The organism is Roseobacter sp. EG26 (genome assembly GCF_049830555.1).
Taxonomy (GTDB): Bacteria; Pseudomonadota; Alphaproteobacteria; order Rhodobacterales; family Rhodobacteraceae; genus Roseobacter.
This window is the reverse complement of sequence record NZ_JBNBLH010000004.1, coordinates 110910-128345: the sequence shown is the minus strand read 5'-3', so window position 1 is coordinate 128345 and position 17436 is coordinate 110910. Positions and strand designations below refer to the sequence as shown.

Below are 17436 nucleotides of genomic sequence, written 5' to 3'. Positions count from 1 at the left end.
GGGATGCAATTGGCCAGGCTCGACGATACCGGCGACTATATCATCGCTCCCGATCCTTCGGCGGCGCGGCTGACCCGTTGCGTGGAGGGCACGGATCACGAAGGTCGGCGCGTCACTACAAATGTCGTCGAAGAACGCCCGTTGACCATCTTCCTCAATGGTCAGGAGATCGTCACGGCCATGACCATTGGGGACTATCCTGATTACCTCGCGCTTGGTTTTCTGCGCAATCAGGGCATGTTGCAGGCCGGGGATGAGATCACCGGCGTCGACTATGATGAAGAGCTGGAAACCGTGGTCGTGCGCACCGCGCGCCAGACGGATTACGAAGAGAAAATGCGCAAGAAAACCCGCACGAGCGGTTGTGCGGTTGGCACTGTTTTTGGTGATATGATGGCCGGACTGGAGGGCGTTCGGCTGCCTGCGACGCCTGTGCGTACGTCCTGGCTTTATGCATTGAGTGCGCGGATCAACCGGACACCATCGCTCTACCTGGAAGCGGGTGCCATTCATGGTACTGTGCTCTGCCATCAGGATAAGCCTTTGGTTTATATGGAAGATGTCGGGCGACACAATGCGGTCGACAAGATCGCCGGATGGATGCTGGCGGAAAATGTCGCTGCCGCAGACAAGATCCTTTACACCACCGGGCGTCTGACCTCCGAGATGGTGATCAAAACGGCGATGATGGGCATTCCGGTGCTGGCGTCACGCTCCGGCTTCACGGCCTGGGGGGTGGAAATTGCCAAGGAGGTTGGCCTGACGCTGATCGGTCGCATGAAGGGTCAGCGCTTCATGTGTCTTTCGGGAGAAGATCGCCTGACACGCGATGCAAACCCTCGCGAAATTGCGGAAGAACCTCGCCGCGCCGGGCGCAAGGGGGCGTGATGAAGCAGCCGCTTGGAGTGATTTTGGCCGGTGGGCAGGCCACGCGTATGGGCGGCGGAGACAAGGGGCTGTTGCGTCTCGGCAAGCACTGCCTGCTTGACCACGTCATCGAACGGCTGTCGCCGCAAGTGGCCGGGCTGGCGCTCAATGCAAATGGGGACCCGGCGCGGTTTGCCCGTTTTCAGCTACCCGTCTTGCCGGATAGTATTGAAGATTACGCCGGTCCTCTTGCGGGTGTGCTTGCCGGGCTCGATTGGGCGGCGGCGCAAGGTGCGGATACAATTGTGACGGCGGCAGCGGACACGCCGTTTTTTCCGGCCGATCTTGTCCCGCAACTGCTATTGACGGCCGAGGGAATGACGCAGCCTCTTGTTCTTTCCGCCACGCCGGATGCGGCGCGCGGACGCGTTCGGCATCCGACTTTTGGTCTTTGGCCCGTGGCTCTGCGTGATGATCTGCGCGCAGCTTTGCAAGACGGCTTGCGCAAGGTGGTGTTGTGGACGGATGCGCACAATGGCCGCGAAGCCCTGTTCCCGGTGGCTTCAGTTGATCCGTTCTTCAACGTCAACACACCGGATGATCTGGCGCAAGCTGAGGCGTTGCTATGAAAATCTATGGCATTGTCGGGTGGAAGAATGCGGGCAAAACCGGGTTGATGGAGCGTTTGGTCAGTGAGATTTGCAGCCGCGGAATATCCGTGTCGACGGTGAAACACGCGCATCACGTTTTTGACGTCGATCATCCTGGGAAGGACAGTTACCGCCATCGGCAGGCAGGTGCTTCCGAGGTGCTTTTGGCATCGCGAAACCGCTTTGCATTGATGCACGAGTTGCGCGGTGCGCCAGAGCCAACGCTCGATGAACTGCTAGATAAACTCAGTCCGGTCGATCTGGTGCTCATCGAAGGATATAAGCGCGACGCGCATAGCAAGATCGAAGCGCACCGTTCAGAAACCGGTAACCCGTTGATTGCGCCAGAGGATCCAACGATCCGCGCTATCGCCAGTGACACCAAGATCAGCATGGATCGACCGGTTTTTGACCTGAACGACACAAGCACAATCGCGGATTTCATTCTGGCCGAGGTGGACCTGTGACGTTTTTTGATACAATCGTCATGGTTGATTGGTCTGGCGGCAATGACACTGGAAAATCTCCCCGGAAAGATGCGATCTGGGCCTGTGTCGCGCGGGATGGGCGTACCGAGGCCCCTATCTATCTTCGCAACCGAAAGCTTGCCGAAGATTGGCTGGAAGACTTGCTTGCTGCTGAACTTGCTGCCGGGCGGCGGGTGCTGGCCGGGTTTGATTTTCCTTTCGGGTATCCGAAAGGATTTGCTCGCGCGCTCACGGGCAAGGATGATCCGTTTGCCCTTTGGGAATGGCTGGAACAACGTATCGAGGACACGCCTCAAGCAAACAACCGCTTCGATCTTGCCGGCGAAATCAACCGTCAGTTTGGTGGTCATGGGCCGTTCTGGTTTAATGGGCTCAAACGCGAAATCGATTATTTGCCACGCGGGAAGCAGGGCTACCAGAACCGGTTTCGGGGCAAACGCGCGGCTGAAGAACAGGCCAGGGGGGCGTTTACATGCTGGCAGTTGGGCGGGACCGGTGCGGTTGGCTCACAGGTATTGATGGGCCTGCCGGTTCTGGCCCGTTTGCGGCGCAAGTTTGATGCCGCCGCGTGGCCCTTTGAGCCGTTGAACAAGCCTGTGGCGCTGGTTGAAATCTGGCCGTCCCTGACGCTTGATGATGCCTCTGAAGGGATGATCAAGGACGCGTGGCAAGTGCGCGAAGTGGCGCGCATGGTATCCGCGCTCGATCCCACTGAGCTTGGCGATGTCCTGGATGTTTCGGCGCCAGAAGAAGGGTGGATTTTCGGACTTGGCCACGAAGATTTGCTACGTCAGGCAGCGTCGCGCCCGCCGCGATTGACCAATGATTGCTTTGCGTTGCCGCCGGGCGTGAACTGGACGCCCGTCAAAGATGCGCTGGCGATGCTGGAACAGCGTCTTTCACCTGTGACCAAGATAGTGAAGGTTCCGGTCACTGATGCTGCGGGGTATGTTTTGACTGAAAATGTCCTTGCTGAACGGGCGAACCCGCCACTGCCAAATACCGCTGTAGATGGTTACGGCTTTGCAGGCGGTCGCGATGCTGGTGTGCATCATCTGCCGCTCGCAGAAGCCAGAGCGGCTGCGGGTGATATGCCCGTCAATTTGCCGGAAGGGACTGCCATACGGGTGCTGACCGGTGCTGCATTGCCCTCGGGTGTCGATACGGTGGTCTTGCAGGAGGACGTGACCGTAAATGGCGGTCAGATCGCGTTCCGCGGGCCTGTCAGGCTGGGCGCGAACACCCGACAGGCGGGGGAAGATGTGGAACAGGGCGCATGCGCTCTCTCCAAGGGGACACGTGTGGGGCCCGCAGAAGCCGCGCTGCTGGCGGCTGTAGGTGTAAAGCGTGTCAGCGCATATGAACCTTTGCGCGTCGCTGTCCTGTCGACAGGCGAAGAACTGGTGGAGGCGGGCGATTTTGCCGGACCGGGCCAGATATACGATGCAAACCGCCCGATGCTGCTGGAGATGGTGCGGCAGATGGGCCACCTTCCTGTGGATATTGGGCGTGTGCCCGATGATCGGGAGAGACTGCGCAACCGTTTGAACGAAGCCGCCGAGCAAGCTGATCTGATCCTTACCAGCGGTGGCGCTTCGGCAGGCGATGAAGACCACGTCTCAGCTCTCTTGACAGAGGCGGGAGCAATGAGCCTTTGGCGGATTGCCGTCAAACCCGGTAGACCGCTCGCGTTGGGAATGTGGTCCGGTGCGCCGGTCTTCGGGTTGCCGGGTAATCCCGTGGCCGCGATGGTCTGCGCGCTCATCTTTGCGCGCCCGGCTATGGCCCGTCTGGCAGGGCAAAACTGGCTGGAACCTCAGGGATTTGACGTGCCTGCCGCATTCACCAAACACAAAAAAGCCGGGCGTAGCGAATTTTTGCGAGCCCGAATGCGGGATGGCCGTGTTGAGATTTTCGCCTCCGAAGGGTCGGGCCGCATTTCCGGGTTGAGTTGGGCAGATGGATTGGTTGAATTGCCACCGGAAGCGGCCGAAATCAAACCTGGCAGCATGGTGCGCTACATTCCGTTCAGCAGCTTTGGGCTAAGATGAGTTTTCTCGGGCCAAACAAAACTCAGAGATCGTAGCGAACCCAGGAAACTGCAGCCTTTTGTGGTTGATGGCGCGCTTCGATTTGGATGACCGTTCCTTGGTTTTATGTATTTGATCTCATCGCGCGACACGGGTTAGTTCAGGAGTGCTTCAGTGATGAGAACATGGTGGTGAGCAACGGACCCGATTTGATGTTTGGTCGCCACAGGCAAGACGCTTGAATGAGCTTCGCTGGCATTGGCGATCATTCGGGCGCGTCGATTTGCTTGGCGTAACTGGCTGAAAGATATCAGTTTCTAATTTTGCAAAGAGCTGCAACTTGATTTGCAAATAGCGCATCGCCCAAAAATGACGAAGATTATCCAACCTTGCGAGCTGGGTTCCGATGCTAGTCAAAGGTTCCTGCAACGCGACCCAGCAACATGAATGCTCGCGCAGTTCGAGTCTCAGCCAGGGCTGAGATTTCGCTGTCCGTTGCCGTCCTTTCGAAATCGGCAAAGGTTCTGTCAAACCGCCGTAGAAAATGATGGGCTGCATCGCGAAATATCGGATCCTGCTTCATACGCCCGGCCGTCAGGGCAAGAGAAGATCGGTCCCGCACCCCGCCGAGCGCTGCAATGGGGCGTCCGCGTGCGCCCTGTCCAAACTGCCGCCAAACCTCGGGACGTGCGCGATCCGGTCGCAGGTCATCCATGTAGATGCCATCCTGGCTGAGCAGCGTCAGTACGTCCTGAGAGGCTTGAACCAGTTGCGCGGCGGATCGATCTTTGAGCGCCCGCCTGAGGGCTGAAAACCCGGCTTCGTCCTCTGCGGTTTCCGGAAAGTTCAGCGCCCGGACAAAATCTTCAACGGCAAGGGGGGGCGCCATATCTTCAGCGGAGGTGCCCAAGGCAAGTGCTGGCTGATCATCCGGCTGCGGAACAGGTTTTGTTTGCACAGGTGGCGTTGCGGGGCGATCCGCCTCCCGTCGCGACGCGAATGTCGCAACGGTGGTTTCGGTCTTCCGCGTCGCCGCGGCAATCTCGTCGAGTTTTCGTGCGACCGAAGCGGGCTCCGGCCCGACCACACCGCTTTGGCTTTGCGCAATATAGGTCTGGCGAATGGCATCTATGGAGGCCTGCAATCGCTGGCTTTCTTCTCGCATCACGCGATTGGACCGCGCCGCTGTCGCGGCAACCCAGATCATGCCAACCGGCATGAACACCGTCAGCATCGTCATCAAAAACCGCACGCCGTCCAGATTTTCACTCAGATCATTCGGCAGAACCACGAAAAAGATCACTGCGCCCAGCAACCAGATGCAGGAGAGCGCTGTTGCCGCCATTTCAATGACAGTGACCCCTTCCGTTTTGGGGCGGTCATAAATCCCCAGCGGTGTCGGGCGCGCGCGCGCTTCGGTCGTCTCGGTGGTTTCAGCTGTGTCAGTCATGTCTCATGGTCCCGTCAGGCATAGACGATCTTGAGCACCTCATAGGATTTTTCGCCGCCTGGCGTGCGCACTTCTACGCTGTCGCCTTCATCTTTGCCAATCAAGGCGCGCGCAATAGGCGATTTAATGTTCAAAAGCCCTTTTTCGACATTGGCCTCATGTTCGCCAACGATCTGCCAGGTCTTTTCTTCATCCGTATCTTCATCCACCAAGGTGACCGTTGCCCCGAATTTGATCGTACCGGACATTTTTGACGGGTCGATGACTTCGGCGAGCCCCAGAACGCCCTCAAGTTCCTTGATGCGTCCTTCAATGAACGACTGTTTTTCGCGAGCGGAATGGTACTCGGCATTCTCGGATAAATCACCATGTTCGCGGGCCTCGGCGATGGCCTTGATAATGGCAGGTCGCTCAACGGACTTCAGCTGCTTGAGTTCAGCTTCAAGATCTGTGTGGCCCTTGCGGGTCATCGGAATTTTGTCCATCGGTGTCGTCCACGAAATGATGCGGCCCGCCGGGTTGCACCGGGGGGCCGCAGGTTAGAGATGCCAACTACCTGACCTAATGGTGAGGCAAAATGCAAGAGGGACGTGTCAGATTGGCACGCGCCAGCTTAGTCGTATTGGACGACCTCATATTCGATATTGTCATGATCGTGGAAATAGAACCGCCGCCCGGGTTCATAGTCGCCATGATTACCCGGCGTGAATCCAGCGGTTTTCACGGCACTCTCCATGGCGTCGATGTCTTCGACGACAACCGCGATGTGGTTCAGCCCGCCACGCGTGATGTAGCTGTTGGGTTTCTCGCCGGTCTGGACCTTTGGTGTGTAGAGCGCCAGATAGTGGGTATCTGTGCCCACGTGGATGGATTTCCCGCCATCCAGCGATGCGCCTTCCCAGCGAATACGCCAGTCAAAAAGATCACACATCCAGGCTGCCGTCGCATCAGCATCCGAGACCGTGTAGTTGGTGTGTTCAAGCATTGCCGCCATTGCAAAATCCTCCAAATGCGTCTTGATCACATGTATCGTAATTTCTAAACCTAACTTGAGGTCAAGGAGTTTTTTATGGCGATCAATGATGGTTTGTCGATTGGGGCATTGTCTGCGCGCACAGGTTTGGCGGTCTCTGCGATCCGTTACTACGAAGCGCAGGGTTTGATCAGACCCTGGCGCAATTCTGGGGGGCAGCGCCGGTTTCAGCGCTCTGATTTGCGGCGGCTCAGCTTCGTGATGATTGCACAGCAATTCGGTTTCACCTTGCCGCAGATTCGCGCGGAACTTGACAGATTGCCCGGCGGGCGCACGCCGACCAAGGCAGATTGGGCAAAGATAAGCGCTGGCTTTCGCGCCAGCCTGGACCAGAAGATAGAGACTTTGACCCGTCTTCGGGACAGTCTGGACGGTTGCATCGGATGTGGGTGTCTGAGTTTGCCCAATTGTGCATTGTACAATCCAACTGATCGTGCTGCGGAAAAGGGACCGGGGCCGCGCTATCTGATGGGGGATCGCCCTGAAACGTGAACGGAACTGCGGATATCTGTGTCAAAATCGTCGTTTTCACCCCTTTATGACGCCCGGTTGCGATTGCATTGGGAGGTGACGTGGTTTAGCCAATCGCGAACGATTATTGCGCAGCGGGTGCTGTGCCCCGAAGGATTGTAAGGGAGCCGGGAATGTCTGAGAGTGAACGCGAAGCAATGGAATACGATGTCGTCATTGTTGGCGCCGGTCCAGCAGGTCTGTCTGCGGCGATCCGGTTGAAGCAACTGGACGCTGATTGCAACGTGGTCGTGCTTGAAAAAGGCTCTGAAGTTGGCGCGCATATTCTCTCTGGTGCGGTGCTCGATCCAGTGGGTCTGGATGCATTGATCCCGGACTGGAAAGCAAAAGGTGCACCGCTGAACGTGCCGGTGACCGAGGACAATTTCTACATGCTGGGCGAGGCTGGGCAGTTGCGCATTCCGAATGCGCCGATGCCACCGCTAATGAACAATCACGGCAACTATATTGTTTCCATGGGTAACGTCTGCCGCTGGATGGCGGAACAGGCAGAAGAGATGGGGGTCGAGATTTTCCCCGGTATGGCTTGTTCCGAGCTGGTTTATGGGGGCAACGGCGAAGTCAAAGGGGTTGTTGCAGGTGAGTTTGGCAAGAATGCTGATGGCAGCCACGGCGACAGCTATGAGCCGGGGATGGAATTACATGGCAAGTATGTTTTCCTGTCTGAAGGCGTGCGCGGCAGTCTGAGCAAACAGGTGATTGCGAAGTACAATCTCAGCGATGGGCATGAGCCTCAAAAATTCGGCCTTGGTATGAAGGAAATCTGGGAAGTTGACCCTGCCAAGCACCGTGAAGGTACCGTAACCCACACGATGGGTTGGCCGCTGAACGGCAATGCAGGTGGCGGATCCTTTATCTACCACCTTGAAAATAATCAGGTTTACGTGGGATTCGTGGTCCACCTGAATTACAAGAATCCACATCTATTCCCTTACATGGAATTCCAGCGGTTCAAGCACCACCCGATGGTTGCGGACTTGCTGAAAGGGGGAAAACGCGTGGCTTATGGCGCAAGGGCAATCTCGGAGGGCGGTTTCCAGTCCATGCCAAAAATGGTCGCCCCGGGTGTTGCCCTGCTGGGCTGTTCGGTCGGTATGGTCAATGTCCCCCGTATCAAGGGTAACCACAATGCGATGTTGTCTGGTATGGCAGCGGCCGAGGCGGCGATCGAGGCAATGTCAAACGATCGGGCCAGCGACGAATTGGCAGCCTACGAGGCCGAAGTGCGTACCGGCAAGATCGGTCAGGACTTGCGCAAAGTGCGCAACGTCAAACCGCTGTGGTCCAAATATGGGCTGACGGCCAGCCTGATCATGGGCGGGCTCGATATGTGGACCAACACGCTTGGATTTTCCTTTCTGGGCACGTTGGGGCATGGGAAATCTGACGCGGATGCCACGGAAGAAGCGTCAAAACACACGCCAATTGACTATCCAAAGCCAGATGGAAAGCTGTCCTTTGACAGGCTGACCAATGTGGCTTTCTCTTTCACCAACCACGAAGAGAGCCAACCCGCGCATTTGACACTTACTGACGCCGATGTACCGGTCAAAAGCAATTTGCCAAAATTTGCAGGCCCTTCAGCGCGCTATTGCCCGGCTGGCGTTTATGAGTTCGTTGAAGAAGAGGGCAAGGACACGCGCTTTGTCATTAATTTTCAAAACTGCGTCCATTGCAAAACTTGTGATATCAAAGACCCGGCACAGAATATTGTCTGGACAACGCCGCAGGGGGGTGACGGCCCGAACTATCCAAATATGTGATCTGCGTAAGGGCGGCTATTGTTCCGCCTGAGCGATCGCTTTTTGGTGATCAGGTGAGACCGGGGAGAATCGCCATCGTTCGATCGGGGCCATTGCGATTGCGTCCGAACATGCTAGCTTAAAGCAAAAGCCCTTTTCGAATGAGGTCGAGCGTTTCGTGTTCCAAAAACTGATGACAACCGCTGCGGCGATTGCCGTTGTATCCGCATTGGCAGTGTCGGCGCATGCGCAATCCATTGCTGGTCCCTATCTGGCAGCACGATCCGCTGCATTGCAAAGCGATTTTGAGCAGGCTGCATCCTACTTCACCCAAGCGCTGGCCCGCGATCCCGGCAATGTTCAGCTGATGGAAAGCGCTGTTGTGTCCCAGCTCGCAATGGGACGCATAGAGCGGGCCGCGCCAATCGCTACGGCTTTGGTTTCGTCGGGTCAACAAAGCCAGATTGCGGAACTGGTGCTGACCGCGAAATCGATCCTGGATGAAGATTATCAGGCGCTCGCCGGCAAGGTCCCGCAGGGAGAAGGCATCGGGCCGCTCGTTGATGGGCTGGTTGGTGCCTGGGGCCTGATGGGTGTCGGCAAGGTGAGCGAGGCCCTGGCTGGTTTTGACAAGCTCGCTGAGAGGCCCGGTCTTCTGGGCTTTGCGCTTTATCACAAGGCCATGGCGCTGGCATCGGTTGGCGACTACGAAGGCGCTGAGCAGATTTTTGCATCCGACGGCACCGGCTCGGTGGTGCAAACCCGCCGGGGTGTGCTGGCCCGGGTTGAGATATTGTCGCAGCTGAATCGGGACGGCGAAGCCCTGGAGCTTTTGCAGCGCATGTTCAGCGGCGCGACTGATCCGGAGATTGACCTGATCGTTGCTGCGTTAAATGACGATGAACCCCTGCCATTCAAACATGTTGCCAATGTTCAGGACGGATTTGCCGAAGTTTTCTATTCGGTGGCTGCGGCGCTGCGAAGCGAAGCCGGTCCGGAATATACGATCCTTTATGCTCAGGTCGCGCGCGCCTTGCGGCCGGGGCACGTCGATGCCTTGCTTCTGACGGCGGAGCTTTTCGAAACACTTGGCCAACACGATGAGGCGATTGTTGTCTACAAGGGCGTACCATCTGATCACCCGGCCTACCACGCGGCTGAGCTGGGGCGGTCGGCGGCAATGCGTCGGTCGGGCAAACCTGAAGCCGCCATTGAGGTTCTGGAACAGTTGGCCCGAACCCATGGACAGCTGGCATCCGTTCAATCGGCTTTGGGTGACGCGCTGCGTCAGGAAGATCGCTTTGCTGATGCGGTTGTGGCCTATGATCGTGCCGTGGCGCTTGCCGAAGACAGCGGCGGTCCAAGCTGGTTCCTTCTATATGCCCGTGCCATCTCAAACGAGCGACAAGGAAATTGGGAGGCGGCAGAAGCAGGTTTTCGCGCCGCACTCGAAGTGAATCCGGGACAACCCCAAGTATTGAACTACCTTGGCTATTCCCTTGTCGAAAAAACGGAAAAGCTTGATGAGGCGCTGGGTTTGATTGAGCAAGCGGTCGCGGCCAGCCCGGACAGCGGTTACATAATCGATTCCCTCGGCTGGGCGCTTTATCGTCTGGGCCGCTACGACGAAGCAGTTCCGCATATGGAGCGTGCGGTGGAGCTGATGGCCGTTGATCCGGTTGTGAATGATCACCTTGGTGACGTTTATTGGGCCGTGGGTCGCAAACGCGAGGCGGAATTCCAATGGGCGCGGGCGTTATCTTTTGTCGATGAAGATGACCCTCTGAGCGAGGCCAAGCCTGACCGGATTCGGCGCAAGCTGGAGATCGGGCTTGATGCCGTGCTTGAGGAAGAAGGGGCTGCTCCACTGGAAGTTGCTCAAGATTGACGCAAAGCGATCCTAAATCAGTTCGGATATTCGCGCCCGCAAAAATCAATTTGACCCTGCATGTGGTAGGCCAGCGTTCTGATGGCTACCATTTGCTCGACAGTCTGGTGGCATTCGCCGATATCGGAGATATTGTCGATTTAACGGTGGGCCACCGGGAATTCACTGTTTCAGGCCCGGAAGCACAGCATCTGACTTCCAAAGACGACAATCTGGTCGTGCAGGTGGCGAAACTATTCCCTGATTTACCTGATCTGAGCATCGCGCTGACAAAAAACCTGCCGGTTGCGTCAGGGGTTGGTGGTGGATCGGCGGATGCGGCTGCGACCTTTCGCGGGTTGGTTGCAATGCAAGCTGGCCAGGCGGTCCCAAAGGTTGATCAATTGCTGGAACTTGGTGCGGATATCCCGATGTGCGTGAGCTGTGCCGCAGCGCGCGTAGGCGGTATTGGTCAGGAGATCACAACTTTACCGAAGATGCCGTCGCTACACGCTGTTCTTGTGAACCCGAGAGCTGCAGTTTCGACACCAAAGGTGTTTCAGTCCCTTCCAGTGCGAAAGAATCCACCCATGCCGGTAGATCTCCCGAGCTTCGCCGGTGCGTCAGAATTTGCAGACTGGTTGTTGGCGCAACGCAATGATTTGCAGGCCACCGCCATTGCACTGGAGCCATCAATCGAGACGGTGATCCAAGCACTGGAAAGCCAGCCGGGGTGTCTGATGGCGCGTATGTCTGGGTCCGGGGCGACCTGTTTTGGGGTGTTTAAAAACGCAGATGCATCGCTCGCTGCGGCCAAGGAAATTGGCCTGATGCATCCTGAATGGTGGGTGCAAGCGACGCATCTGGGAACACAGTCAGGCAGCGCCCAGCCGCAAATCAGTTGATCCGTTCAACGACGTAATCTGCCAGATCGCTCAACATGTCCTTAATCTCGTGATCGGGCAGCGGCTTTAAAGCAGATTTCGCTTTTGCGGCCCAAACACGCGCTTGCGTGGCTGTTTCAGTCAGGGCGTTGTGCTTTCGCAGCAAAGCGAGAGCAGTCTCCAGATCCTCATCTGTTTGTCTGCCGCGTTCGATGGTGCGCACCCAGAAAGCGCGTTCGTGCTCGTCCGCCTTGGCAACCGCCTTGATTAGAGGCATCGTGAGTTTTCTCTCTCGGAAATCATCGCCGATATTTTTCCCGATGGTGCCCGCGTCTCCCTGAAAATCCAGGAGGTCGTCAACGATCTGGAACGCTATCCCCAGTGCGTCACCGTAATCAAAAAGCGCCTGCACCACGGCGCCGGGCGCATCGGCGATAACCCCCCCGACTTCTGTGGCGGCAGAAAACAATGCGGCGGTTTTGCCTCGGACAACTTGCAAGTAAATGGCTTCGGTTGTTGCGAGATCCTGGCTGGCGGTGAGTTGGAGCACTTCACCCTCGGCAATCGTCGCCGACGCGTTGGACAATATATCGAGGACGCGCAGGGAGCCGGTTTCGACCATCAGCTGGAAGCTGCGCGAAAAGAGATAATCGCCGACCAGAACGGATGACTTGTTGTCCCACAGCAGGTTTGCCGTCGGGCGCCCGCGGCGTTGGCCGCTTTCGTCCACCACATCGTCATGCAGCAGCGTCGCCGTGTGAATGAATTCTACCGTTGCGGCAAGGTTCACATGATACGGCCCTTCATATCCGCAAAGATGGGCTGCCGCCAATGTAAGCATGGGGCGCAACCGCTTGCCGCCTGCCTCCACCAGATGTGCAGTTACTTCCGGAATGCGTGGCGCGTGCTCCGAGGCCATGCGCGTCCGGATCAATGCATTCACAGCCAGCATGTCTTTGGCCAGATACGCGGCCATCCGATCATGCGGTTTTTGTGAATTCTCCGTTTTCGGCATCAACTTCCCGCTTGCTAGGGTCGACATGGTGGTCTGTTTGCCTTTACATCTTTGATATGAAGGAACTTTTGCGTAGCACAGACCCAACGATCATTGCCTTTGCCACCGCCCTTCTTCAAGGGGAGCGTATAGCTTGCTTCGAGCAGGACGTAAACATGAGCGTGCTCGAAGGAGGTATCGGAATTTTCCCGCGTCGCCTGATGGTCAGGGCAGATCAACATGTCGCTGCAACGCGTGTTCTCGAAGATAATGACATCCCACTGGGGCTATGAATGACAACCTGACTCGAGATGCTTTTCTTGGCGGGCGGGTGCAGCTTCTTCAGCCGCGCCACGGGTACCGCGCCGGGGCAGACCCGGTGCTGCTTGCGGCAAGCGTTCCAGCCCGTTCCGGGCAGTCCGTGCTGGACCTTGGATGTGGCGTTGGGGCGGCAATTCTTTGCCTGGGAGCTCGGGTCCCGGGGCTTTTGATGACCGGCGTGGAAATGCAGCCCGATTACGCCGATCTTGCGCGCCGCAATGGCGGCGATCAACTGGAGGTTATTCCGGCAGATATCAATGATTTGCCTCTTGACCTGCGCGCGCGCCAATTTGATCACGTGATGACCAATCCGCCCTATTTTGACAAAGCCGCACGGCGTGCTGGAAAGAACGGTGGGCGCGAAACCGCCGTTGGCGAGGTTACGCCGCTCGCAAAATGGGTGAAAATTGCCGCGAAACGCGCGCGGCCAAAGGGTTTTGTTCACGTGATCCACCGCGCTGAGCGATTGCCGGACATTCTCAAGGCACTGCCGGTGCACATGGGGAGTATTGAAGTGTTGCCGCTGACTCCGCGCGCGGGGCGTTTGGCTGAACTGGTCATTGTACGAGCAAAAAAGGACGGGCGTGCCGCCTTTAAGCTGCACGCGCCGCTGATTCTCCACGAAGGATCTCGCCACGAAAAGGATGGCGACAGCTATGTTCCGGCGGTAAAATCCATACTGCGCGACGGTGCCGCGCTGGATTTTTGACAGGCGTTAACACAATTTTAACGGGTATCATGCCCATGCTGCTGATGCGGCGTGACTTGGCGCGCATGTTGTGCTCAACTCAACCCGTACCGTTGCAAACAGGAGGAATGAATGAGCGTTACTGCACATGTCGACCAGCTGAAGAAGAAACATCAGTCCCTGAGCGAAGCCGTTGAAGAGGCGCAACGCGCGCCGGGCACCGATGATCTTGCAATCGCCGACCTGAAAAAGCAGAAACTACGCCTGAAAGAAGAGATTACGCGGCTCTCCAGTTAAAGCCCGCGAGACAGTCTGGCGCGGGCAGCGCATAGCGCCCCGCCGGTGACATGCAAGACACCGCTTCCGATCTCGTAAGGTCGATGTCTGTTGTCTTTCCAGAAAGCTGAAACCGGCTTGATCGCTTGAAGCAATGGCGGTTGAGCGCAGATATTTGATGATGTCGGAGACCCTTTTCCGGGGACTGACGCCAAAAGAGCATGAATGCAGGACTGCCATTGCGTGTGGTGTCCTGTTTTCAGGACCAATCCGCTGGATTTCTGATAACAAGTTGATCTGTGATGTAGGTCGTTTTGCCAATCTCATGGAGCATCCAATCTCTGAACGCTCTGATCTGCGGTCGGTTTTCCGCGCCCTGCGGGCAGAGAAAACGGAAGCGCGCCCCGGTTGATAATGCCACTTTGTAAGGCATAACCAATCTGCCCTCATCTACTTCTTTGACCACAAGCGCACGTCGACCCAAGACAACGCCCATTCCGGCAAGTGCAGCATCAACCGCATGATCCGCCTGACTGAAGCGCGGGCCGTGGGTCGGCGCAAAATCTATCCCCACAGCCGCGAACCATGCTTGCCAGTCACATTTAGGCCTCAGGAAATTGATCGAATCGTCGAAAATCAGCGGCGCGGATTTGAGGCTCTCTGCATTAGGGTACTTCTCGGCCAATGCCGGTGTCATGACCGGTGCAACCCATTCGTGGGCAAGTGGCACTGCGTAAAGGTTCTCTTCTGGTTCACGACTGAAACGTATGGCCACATCAATTGCGTCGCGTCCAAAATCCATGATCTTCAATGATGCGGAGAAACGAAGCTCAATTTCTGGGTGGGCTTGTGCAAACTCGTAAAGTCTGGGTGCTAGCCATTTTGCGGTGAAGGCGGGTCCGGCGGTAACCGTCAGGGTTTGCGTATCCTGGAGGCGTTGCGTGGTCCGCCATGCTTGGCCCAAAACCTGAAAACCCTCGGCGGCTCCCGGGGCCAGCGTTGCTCCCGCTTCGGTCAATTCAACTGCGCGGTTCAATCGTTGGAAGAGTGGTGCACCCAAATGCTGCTCAAGTGATTTGATCTGAAAGCTCAATGCAGCCGGTGTCACAGAAAGCTCATCTGCGGCTTTCGCAAATGACATGTGGCGCGCAGCCGCATCAAAGGCACGTAAAGCGGTTAGCGGGGGGAGCTTGCGATGCATATTCACATAAGTAAAATTTAACTGAAGCTGCGTAAAGTCTCGTTTGTACGCCATCAACATGAGTGACATATTCAAGTCAGATCAGAAACGCTGAAGTAATTGACGGGAACTGGGCATGTTTGAAGCGACCACAACAAGCGGGACACGTGACGCGATTCACAAAGCTCATGAAGAGCGTGCGCAGGCCTTGCGGGATGCATGGCATTGGCTTTTCGCCTCACTGCGGTGATCTTAAGAAACAAAAAAAGGGCCGGTCGCAATGACCGGCCCGTTGCTTCGCAGAACTGAATTCAGACGAAGAACTGCGCACCATTGGCAGAAATGGTCGATCCATTCACAAACCCGGAATCATCGGAGGCCAAGAATACGACACATCTTGCGATTTCTTCGGGCTCGCCCAAACGACCGGCTGGGATTTGGGCGATAATCGACTCGCGTACTTTTTCCGGTACAGCCATCACCATATCAGTCGCGATATACCCCGGACAGATTGCATTGGCGGTAATGCCTGCACGCGCACCTTCCTGCGCGAGAGATTTCACAATGCCTAGGTCTCCCGCTTTGGTCGCGGCGTAGTTTACCTGTGCGAATTGACCTTTTTGGCCATTGATTGAGCTGATCACAATGACACGGCCAAATTTGCGTTCGCGCATGCCGGGCCAGATCGGATGCACCGTATTGAAGACGCCTGTCAGATTGGTGTCGATGACCTCCTGCCACTGCTCCGGCGTCATCTTGTGGAACGGTGCATCGCGCGTAATACCCGCGTTGGCGACGACCACGTCAATTGGTCCAAGGTCTGCCTCGACAGAGGCGAGGCCCGCTTTGCTGGCCTCATAATCTGCCACGTTCCACTTATATGTCTTGATTCCCGTTTCATCGGTGAACTTTGCGGCGGCTTCGTCGTTGCCGGCATAGGTTGCCGCGACGGAATAGCCTGCGTCTTTCAGGGCGTTGGAAATTGCGGCGCCGATCCCTCGGCTGCCTCCGGTGACAAGTGCGACACGGGACATAGTCGGATTCTCCTTATTTTCTGGCAATGTTGTTACGCGCCTAGCGGTCGTTGCGCAACTTTATTACGCAACCAATGTTGGTTTGGGGTGGGATTTGGGCGGTGTGTGAAACGCCGCCCGTCACTTAGTTAAGGGCGCTCAAGGCACATGGCGACACCCATGCCACCGCCAATGCACAATGTCGCGAGGCCTTTCTTGGCGTTGCGTCGCTTCATTTCGAAGAGCAGTGTATTGAGGATGCGCGCGCCGGAAGCGCCGATGGGATGGCCAATCGCAATGGCCCCACCGTTCACATTTACCACATCCGGATTCCAGCCCATGTCCTTGTTGACCGCGCAAGCCTGCGCTGCAAAGGCTTCGTTCGCCTCAACCAAATCAAGGTCTTCAGCCTTCCAGCCCGCCTTTTCCAGCGCTTTGCGGCTTGCGTAAATCGGGCCGGCGCCCATGATCGAAGGGTCAAGGCCAACTGTCGCGTAGCTCGCGATCCGTGCGAGAGGTTCGATCCCGCGTTTTTCAGCGTCGTCGGCCGACATCATCAACGCAGCTGCCGCACCATCATTGAGGCCGGAGGCATTTGCAGCTGTTACGGATCCGTCTTTGGTGAATGCAGGGCGTAGTTTCTGCATCGCTTCCATTGTCGCACCGTGACGAATGTATTCATCCTGATCGACGATGGTGTCTCCTTTGCGGCCCTTCACCGTATAGGCCATAATTTCATCGGCGAACTTGCCGGCTTTCTGGGCGGCTTCCGCCTTGTTTTGAGAAGCGACAGCGAATTCATCTTGCTGATCGCGACCGATCTGCCACTTCTCAGCAACGTTTTCGGCGGTTTGACCCATGTGATAGCCATTGAATGCGTCCCACAATCCGTCCCGAATCATCGTGTCGATGTATTTCAGATCGCCCATTTTATGTCCGGCGCGAAGACTGGCCGCATGGGGTGAAAGTGTCATGTTCTCTTGACCACCGGCCGCGACAATCGAGGCATCGCCCAGTTGGATGTGCTGTGCCGCCAGCGCTACGGACCGAAGGCCGGACCCGCAGACCTGGTTGATGGTCCAGGCAGAACTTTCCTGAGGCAACCCCGCGTTGATATGCGCTTGCCGGGCCGGGTTTTGGCCTTGGGCTGCTGTCAGAACCTGACCCAGAATGGTTTCGGAAACTTCCGACGCGTCGACACCGGCACGCGCCACAACTTCCTTTAAAACGGCGGCGCCAAGATCGTGAGCGGGCGTGGTTGCGAACGAGCCGCCAAAACTGCCGACGGCAGTACGTGCGGCGGAGGCGATAACGACATTCGTCATGTGATTGGTCCTTTGCCAGTTCTAGGCAGGGGCAAACTGGGCTGGCCTTCAAATTAAGGCCGATATCCCCCACCACTCATTGGCGAACCCATAACGC

General features: G+C 56.8%; 18 protein-coding genes. 11 read left to right on the top strand and 7 right to left on the bottom strand.

Annotated features, from left to right (window positions below):
- The first annotated feature begins 3 nt into the window (after positions 1-3).
- The 4 genes from ACOTTU_RS10710 to glp are packed head-to-tail and all read left to right on the top strand — an operon-like array spanning position 4 to position 4056.
- Positions 4-888: a formate dehydrogenase accessory sulfurtransferase FdhD gene (locus ACOTTU_RS10710; protein WP_425657920.1), complete on the top strand. Its 885-nt coding sequence runs from the start codon at positions 4-6 to the stop codon at positions 886-888.
- Positions 888-1496: a molybdenum cofactor guanylyltransferase MobA gene (mobA, locus tag ACOTTU_RS10705; protein WP_425657919.1), complete on the top strand. Its 609-nt coding sequence runs from the start codon at positions 888-890 to the stop codon at positions 1494-1496. Before ACOTTU_RS10710 ends, mobA begins: the two co-directional genes overlap by 1 nt.
- Entirely contained in the window at positions 1493-1984 is a 492-nt protein-coding gene (gene mobB / locus ACOTTU_RS10700) for a molybdopterin-guanine dinucleotide biosynthesis protein B (RefSeq protein ID WP_425657917.1), read from the top strand. Before mobA ends, mobB begins: the two co-directional genes overlap by 4 nt.
- Positions 1981-4056 (top strand): gephyrin-like molybdotransferase Glp, encoded by a 2076-nt coding sequence (gene glp, locus ACOTTU_RS10695; protein ID WP_425657915.1) that lies wholly within the window; start codon positions 1981-1983, stop codon positions 4054-4056. The genes mobB and glp overlap by 4 nt, the downstream gene beginning before the upstream one ends.
- Before the next feature lie 388 nt (positions 4057-4444).
- Here glp and ACOTTU_RS10690 read toward each other — a convergent pair whose 3' ends face one another.
- The 3 genes from ACOTTU_RS10690 to ACOTTU_RS10680 all read right to left on the bottom strand — a co-directional run bounded on the left by ACOTTU_RS10690 (position 4445) and on the right by ACOTTU_RS10680 (position 6479).
- Positions 4445-5485 carry a hypothetical protein gene (locus ACOTTU_RS10690; protein WP_425657913.1) on the bottom strand — a complete coding sequence of 347 codons (1041 nt, stop codon included), beginning with the start codon at positions 5483-5485 and terminating at the stop codon, positions 4445-4447.
- A 14-nt stretch (positions 5486-5499) separates the two neighbouring features.
- Positions 5500-5970 carry a transcription elongation factor GreA gene (gene greA / locus ACOTTU_RS10685; protein WP_425657911.1) on the bottom strand — a complete coding sequence of 157 codons (471 nt, stop codon included), beginning with the start codon at positions 5968-5970 and terminating at the stop codon, positions 5500-5502.
- A gap of 128 nt (positions 5971-6098) precedes the next feature.
- On the bottom strand, positions 6099-6479 hold the full coding sequence (locus ACOTTU_RS10680; protein ID WP_298920608.1) for a VOC family protein: 381 nt from the start codon (positions 6477-6479) through the stop codon (positions 6099-6101).
- 75 nt (positions 6480-6554) lie between these two features.
- Between ACOTTU_RS10680 and soxR the strand changes: the two genes are divergently transcribed.
- From soxR to ACOTTU_RS10660, 4 genes are all read left to right on the top strand, one after another.
- The gene (gene soxR / locus ACOTTU_RS10675; RefSeq protein ID WP_298920611.1) at positions 6555-7010 is read left to right on the top strand and encodes a redox-sensitive transcriptional activator SoxR; all 456 of its coding nucleotides are present in this window, start codon (positions 6555-6557) and stop codon (positions 7008-7010) included.
- A gap of 152 nt (positions 7011-7162) precedes the next feature.
- Entirely contained in the window at positions 7163-8812 is a 1650-nt protein-coding gene (locus ACOTTU_RS10670; RefSeq protein ID WP_425657909.1) for a 4Fe-4S dicluster domain-containing protein, read from the top strand.
- 172 nt (positions 8813-8984) lie between these two features.
- Positions 8985-10679 carry a tetratricopeptide repeat protein gene (locus tag ACOTTU_RS10665; RefSeq protein WP_425657908.1) on the top strand — a complete coding sequence of 565 codons (1695 nt, stop codon included), beginning with the start codon at positions 8985-8987 and terminating at the stop codon, positions 10677-10679.
- Positions 10676-11563, top strand: a complete 888-nt coding sequence (locus tag ACOTTU_RS10660) for a 4-(cytidine 5'-diphospho)-2-C-methyl-D-erythritol kinase (protein WP_425657906.1) — start codon at positions 10676-10678, stop codon at positions 11561-11563. The genes ACOTTU_RS10665 and ACOTTU_RS10660 overlap by 4 nt, the downstream gene beginning before the upstream one ends.
- Here ACOTTU_RS10660 and ACOTTU_RS10655 read toward each other — a convergent pair.
- A complete protein-coding gene (locus ACOTTU_RS10655; RefSeq protein WP_298920840.1) occupies positions 11556-12557 on the bottom strand; it encodes a polyprenyl synthetase family protein in 1002 nt (333 codons plus the stop codon). The two genes, ACOTTU_RS10660 and ACOTTU_RS10655, sit on opposite strands and share 8 nt — an antisense overlap.
- A 56-nt stretch (positions 12558-12613) precedes the next feature.
- Here ACOTTU_RS10655 and ACOTTU_RS10650 point away from each other — a divergent pair, with 56 nt between their 5' ends.
- The 3 genes from ACOTTU_RS10650 to ACOTTU_RS10640 all read left to right on the top strand — a co-directional run bounded on the left by ACOTTU_RS10650 (position 12614) and on the right by ACOTTU_RS10640 (position 13842).
- Positions 12614-12829 (top strand): DUF2007 domain-containing protein, encoded by a 216-nt coding sequence (locus tag ACOTTU_RS10650; protein ID WP_298920617.1) that lies wholly within the window; start codon positions 12614-12616, stop codon positions 12827-12829.
- A complete protein-coding gene (locus ACOTTU_RS10645; RefSeq protein ID WP_425657904.1) occupies positions 12826-13566 on the top strand; it encodes a tRNA1(Val) (adenine(37)-N6)-methyltransferase in 741 nt (246 codons plus the stop codon). Before ACOTTU_RS10650 ends, ACOTTU_RS10645 begins: the two co-directional genes overlap by 4 nt.
- Positions 13567-13677: 111 nt before the next feature.
- Positions 13678-13842, top strand: coding sequence for a YdcH family protein (locus ACOTTU_RS10640; protein WP_298920621.1), 165 nt, complete (start codon positions 13678-13680; stop codon positions 13840-13842).
- Positions 13843-14080: 238 nt separating this feature from the next.
- On the opposite strand, the gene ACOTTU_RS10635 is transcribed toward ACOTTU_RS10640, so the two are convergent.
- The 3 genes from ACOTTU_RS10635 to ACOTTU_RS10625 form a co-directional block, all read right to left on the bottom strand.
- Positions 14081-15022 carry a transcriptional regulator GcvA gene (locus tag ACOTTU_RS10635; RefSeq protein ID WP_298920842.1) on the bottom strand — a complete coding sequence of 314 codons (942 nt, stop codon included), beginning with the start codon at positions 15020-15022 and terminating at the stop codon, positions 14081-14083.
- Positions 15023-15312: 290 nt separating this feature from the next.
- Complete coding sequence (phbB, locus tag ACOTTU_RS10630) at positions 15313-16035, bottom strand: acetoacetyl-CoA reductase (protein ID WP_298920623.1); 723 nt, start codon at positions 16033-16035, stop codon at positions 15313-15315.
- 128 nt (positions 16036-16163) lie between these two features.
- Positions 16164-17339 (bottom strand): acetyl-CoA C-acetyltransferase, encoded by a 1176-nt coding sequence (locus ACOTTU_RS10625; RefSeq protein ID WP_425657902.1) that lies wholly within the window; start codon positions 17337-17339, stop codon positions 16164-16166.
- Between the last annotated feature and the right edge of the window lie 97 nt (positions 17340-17436).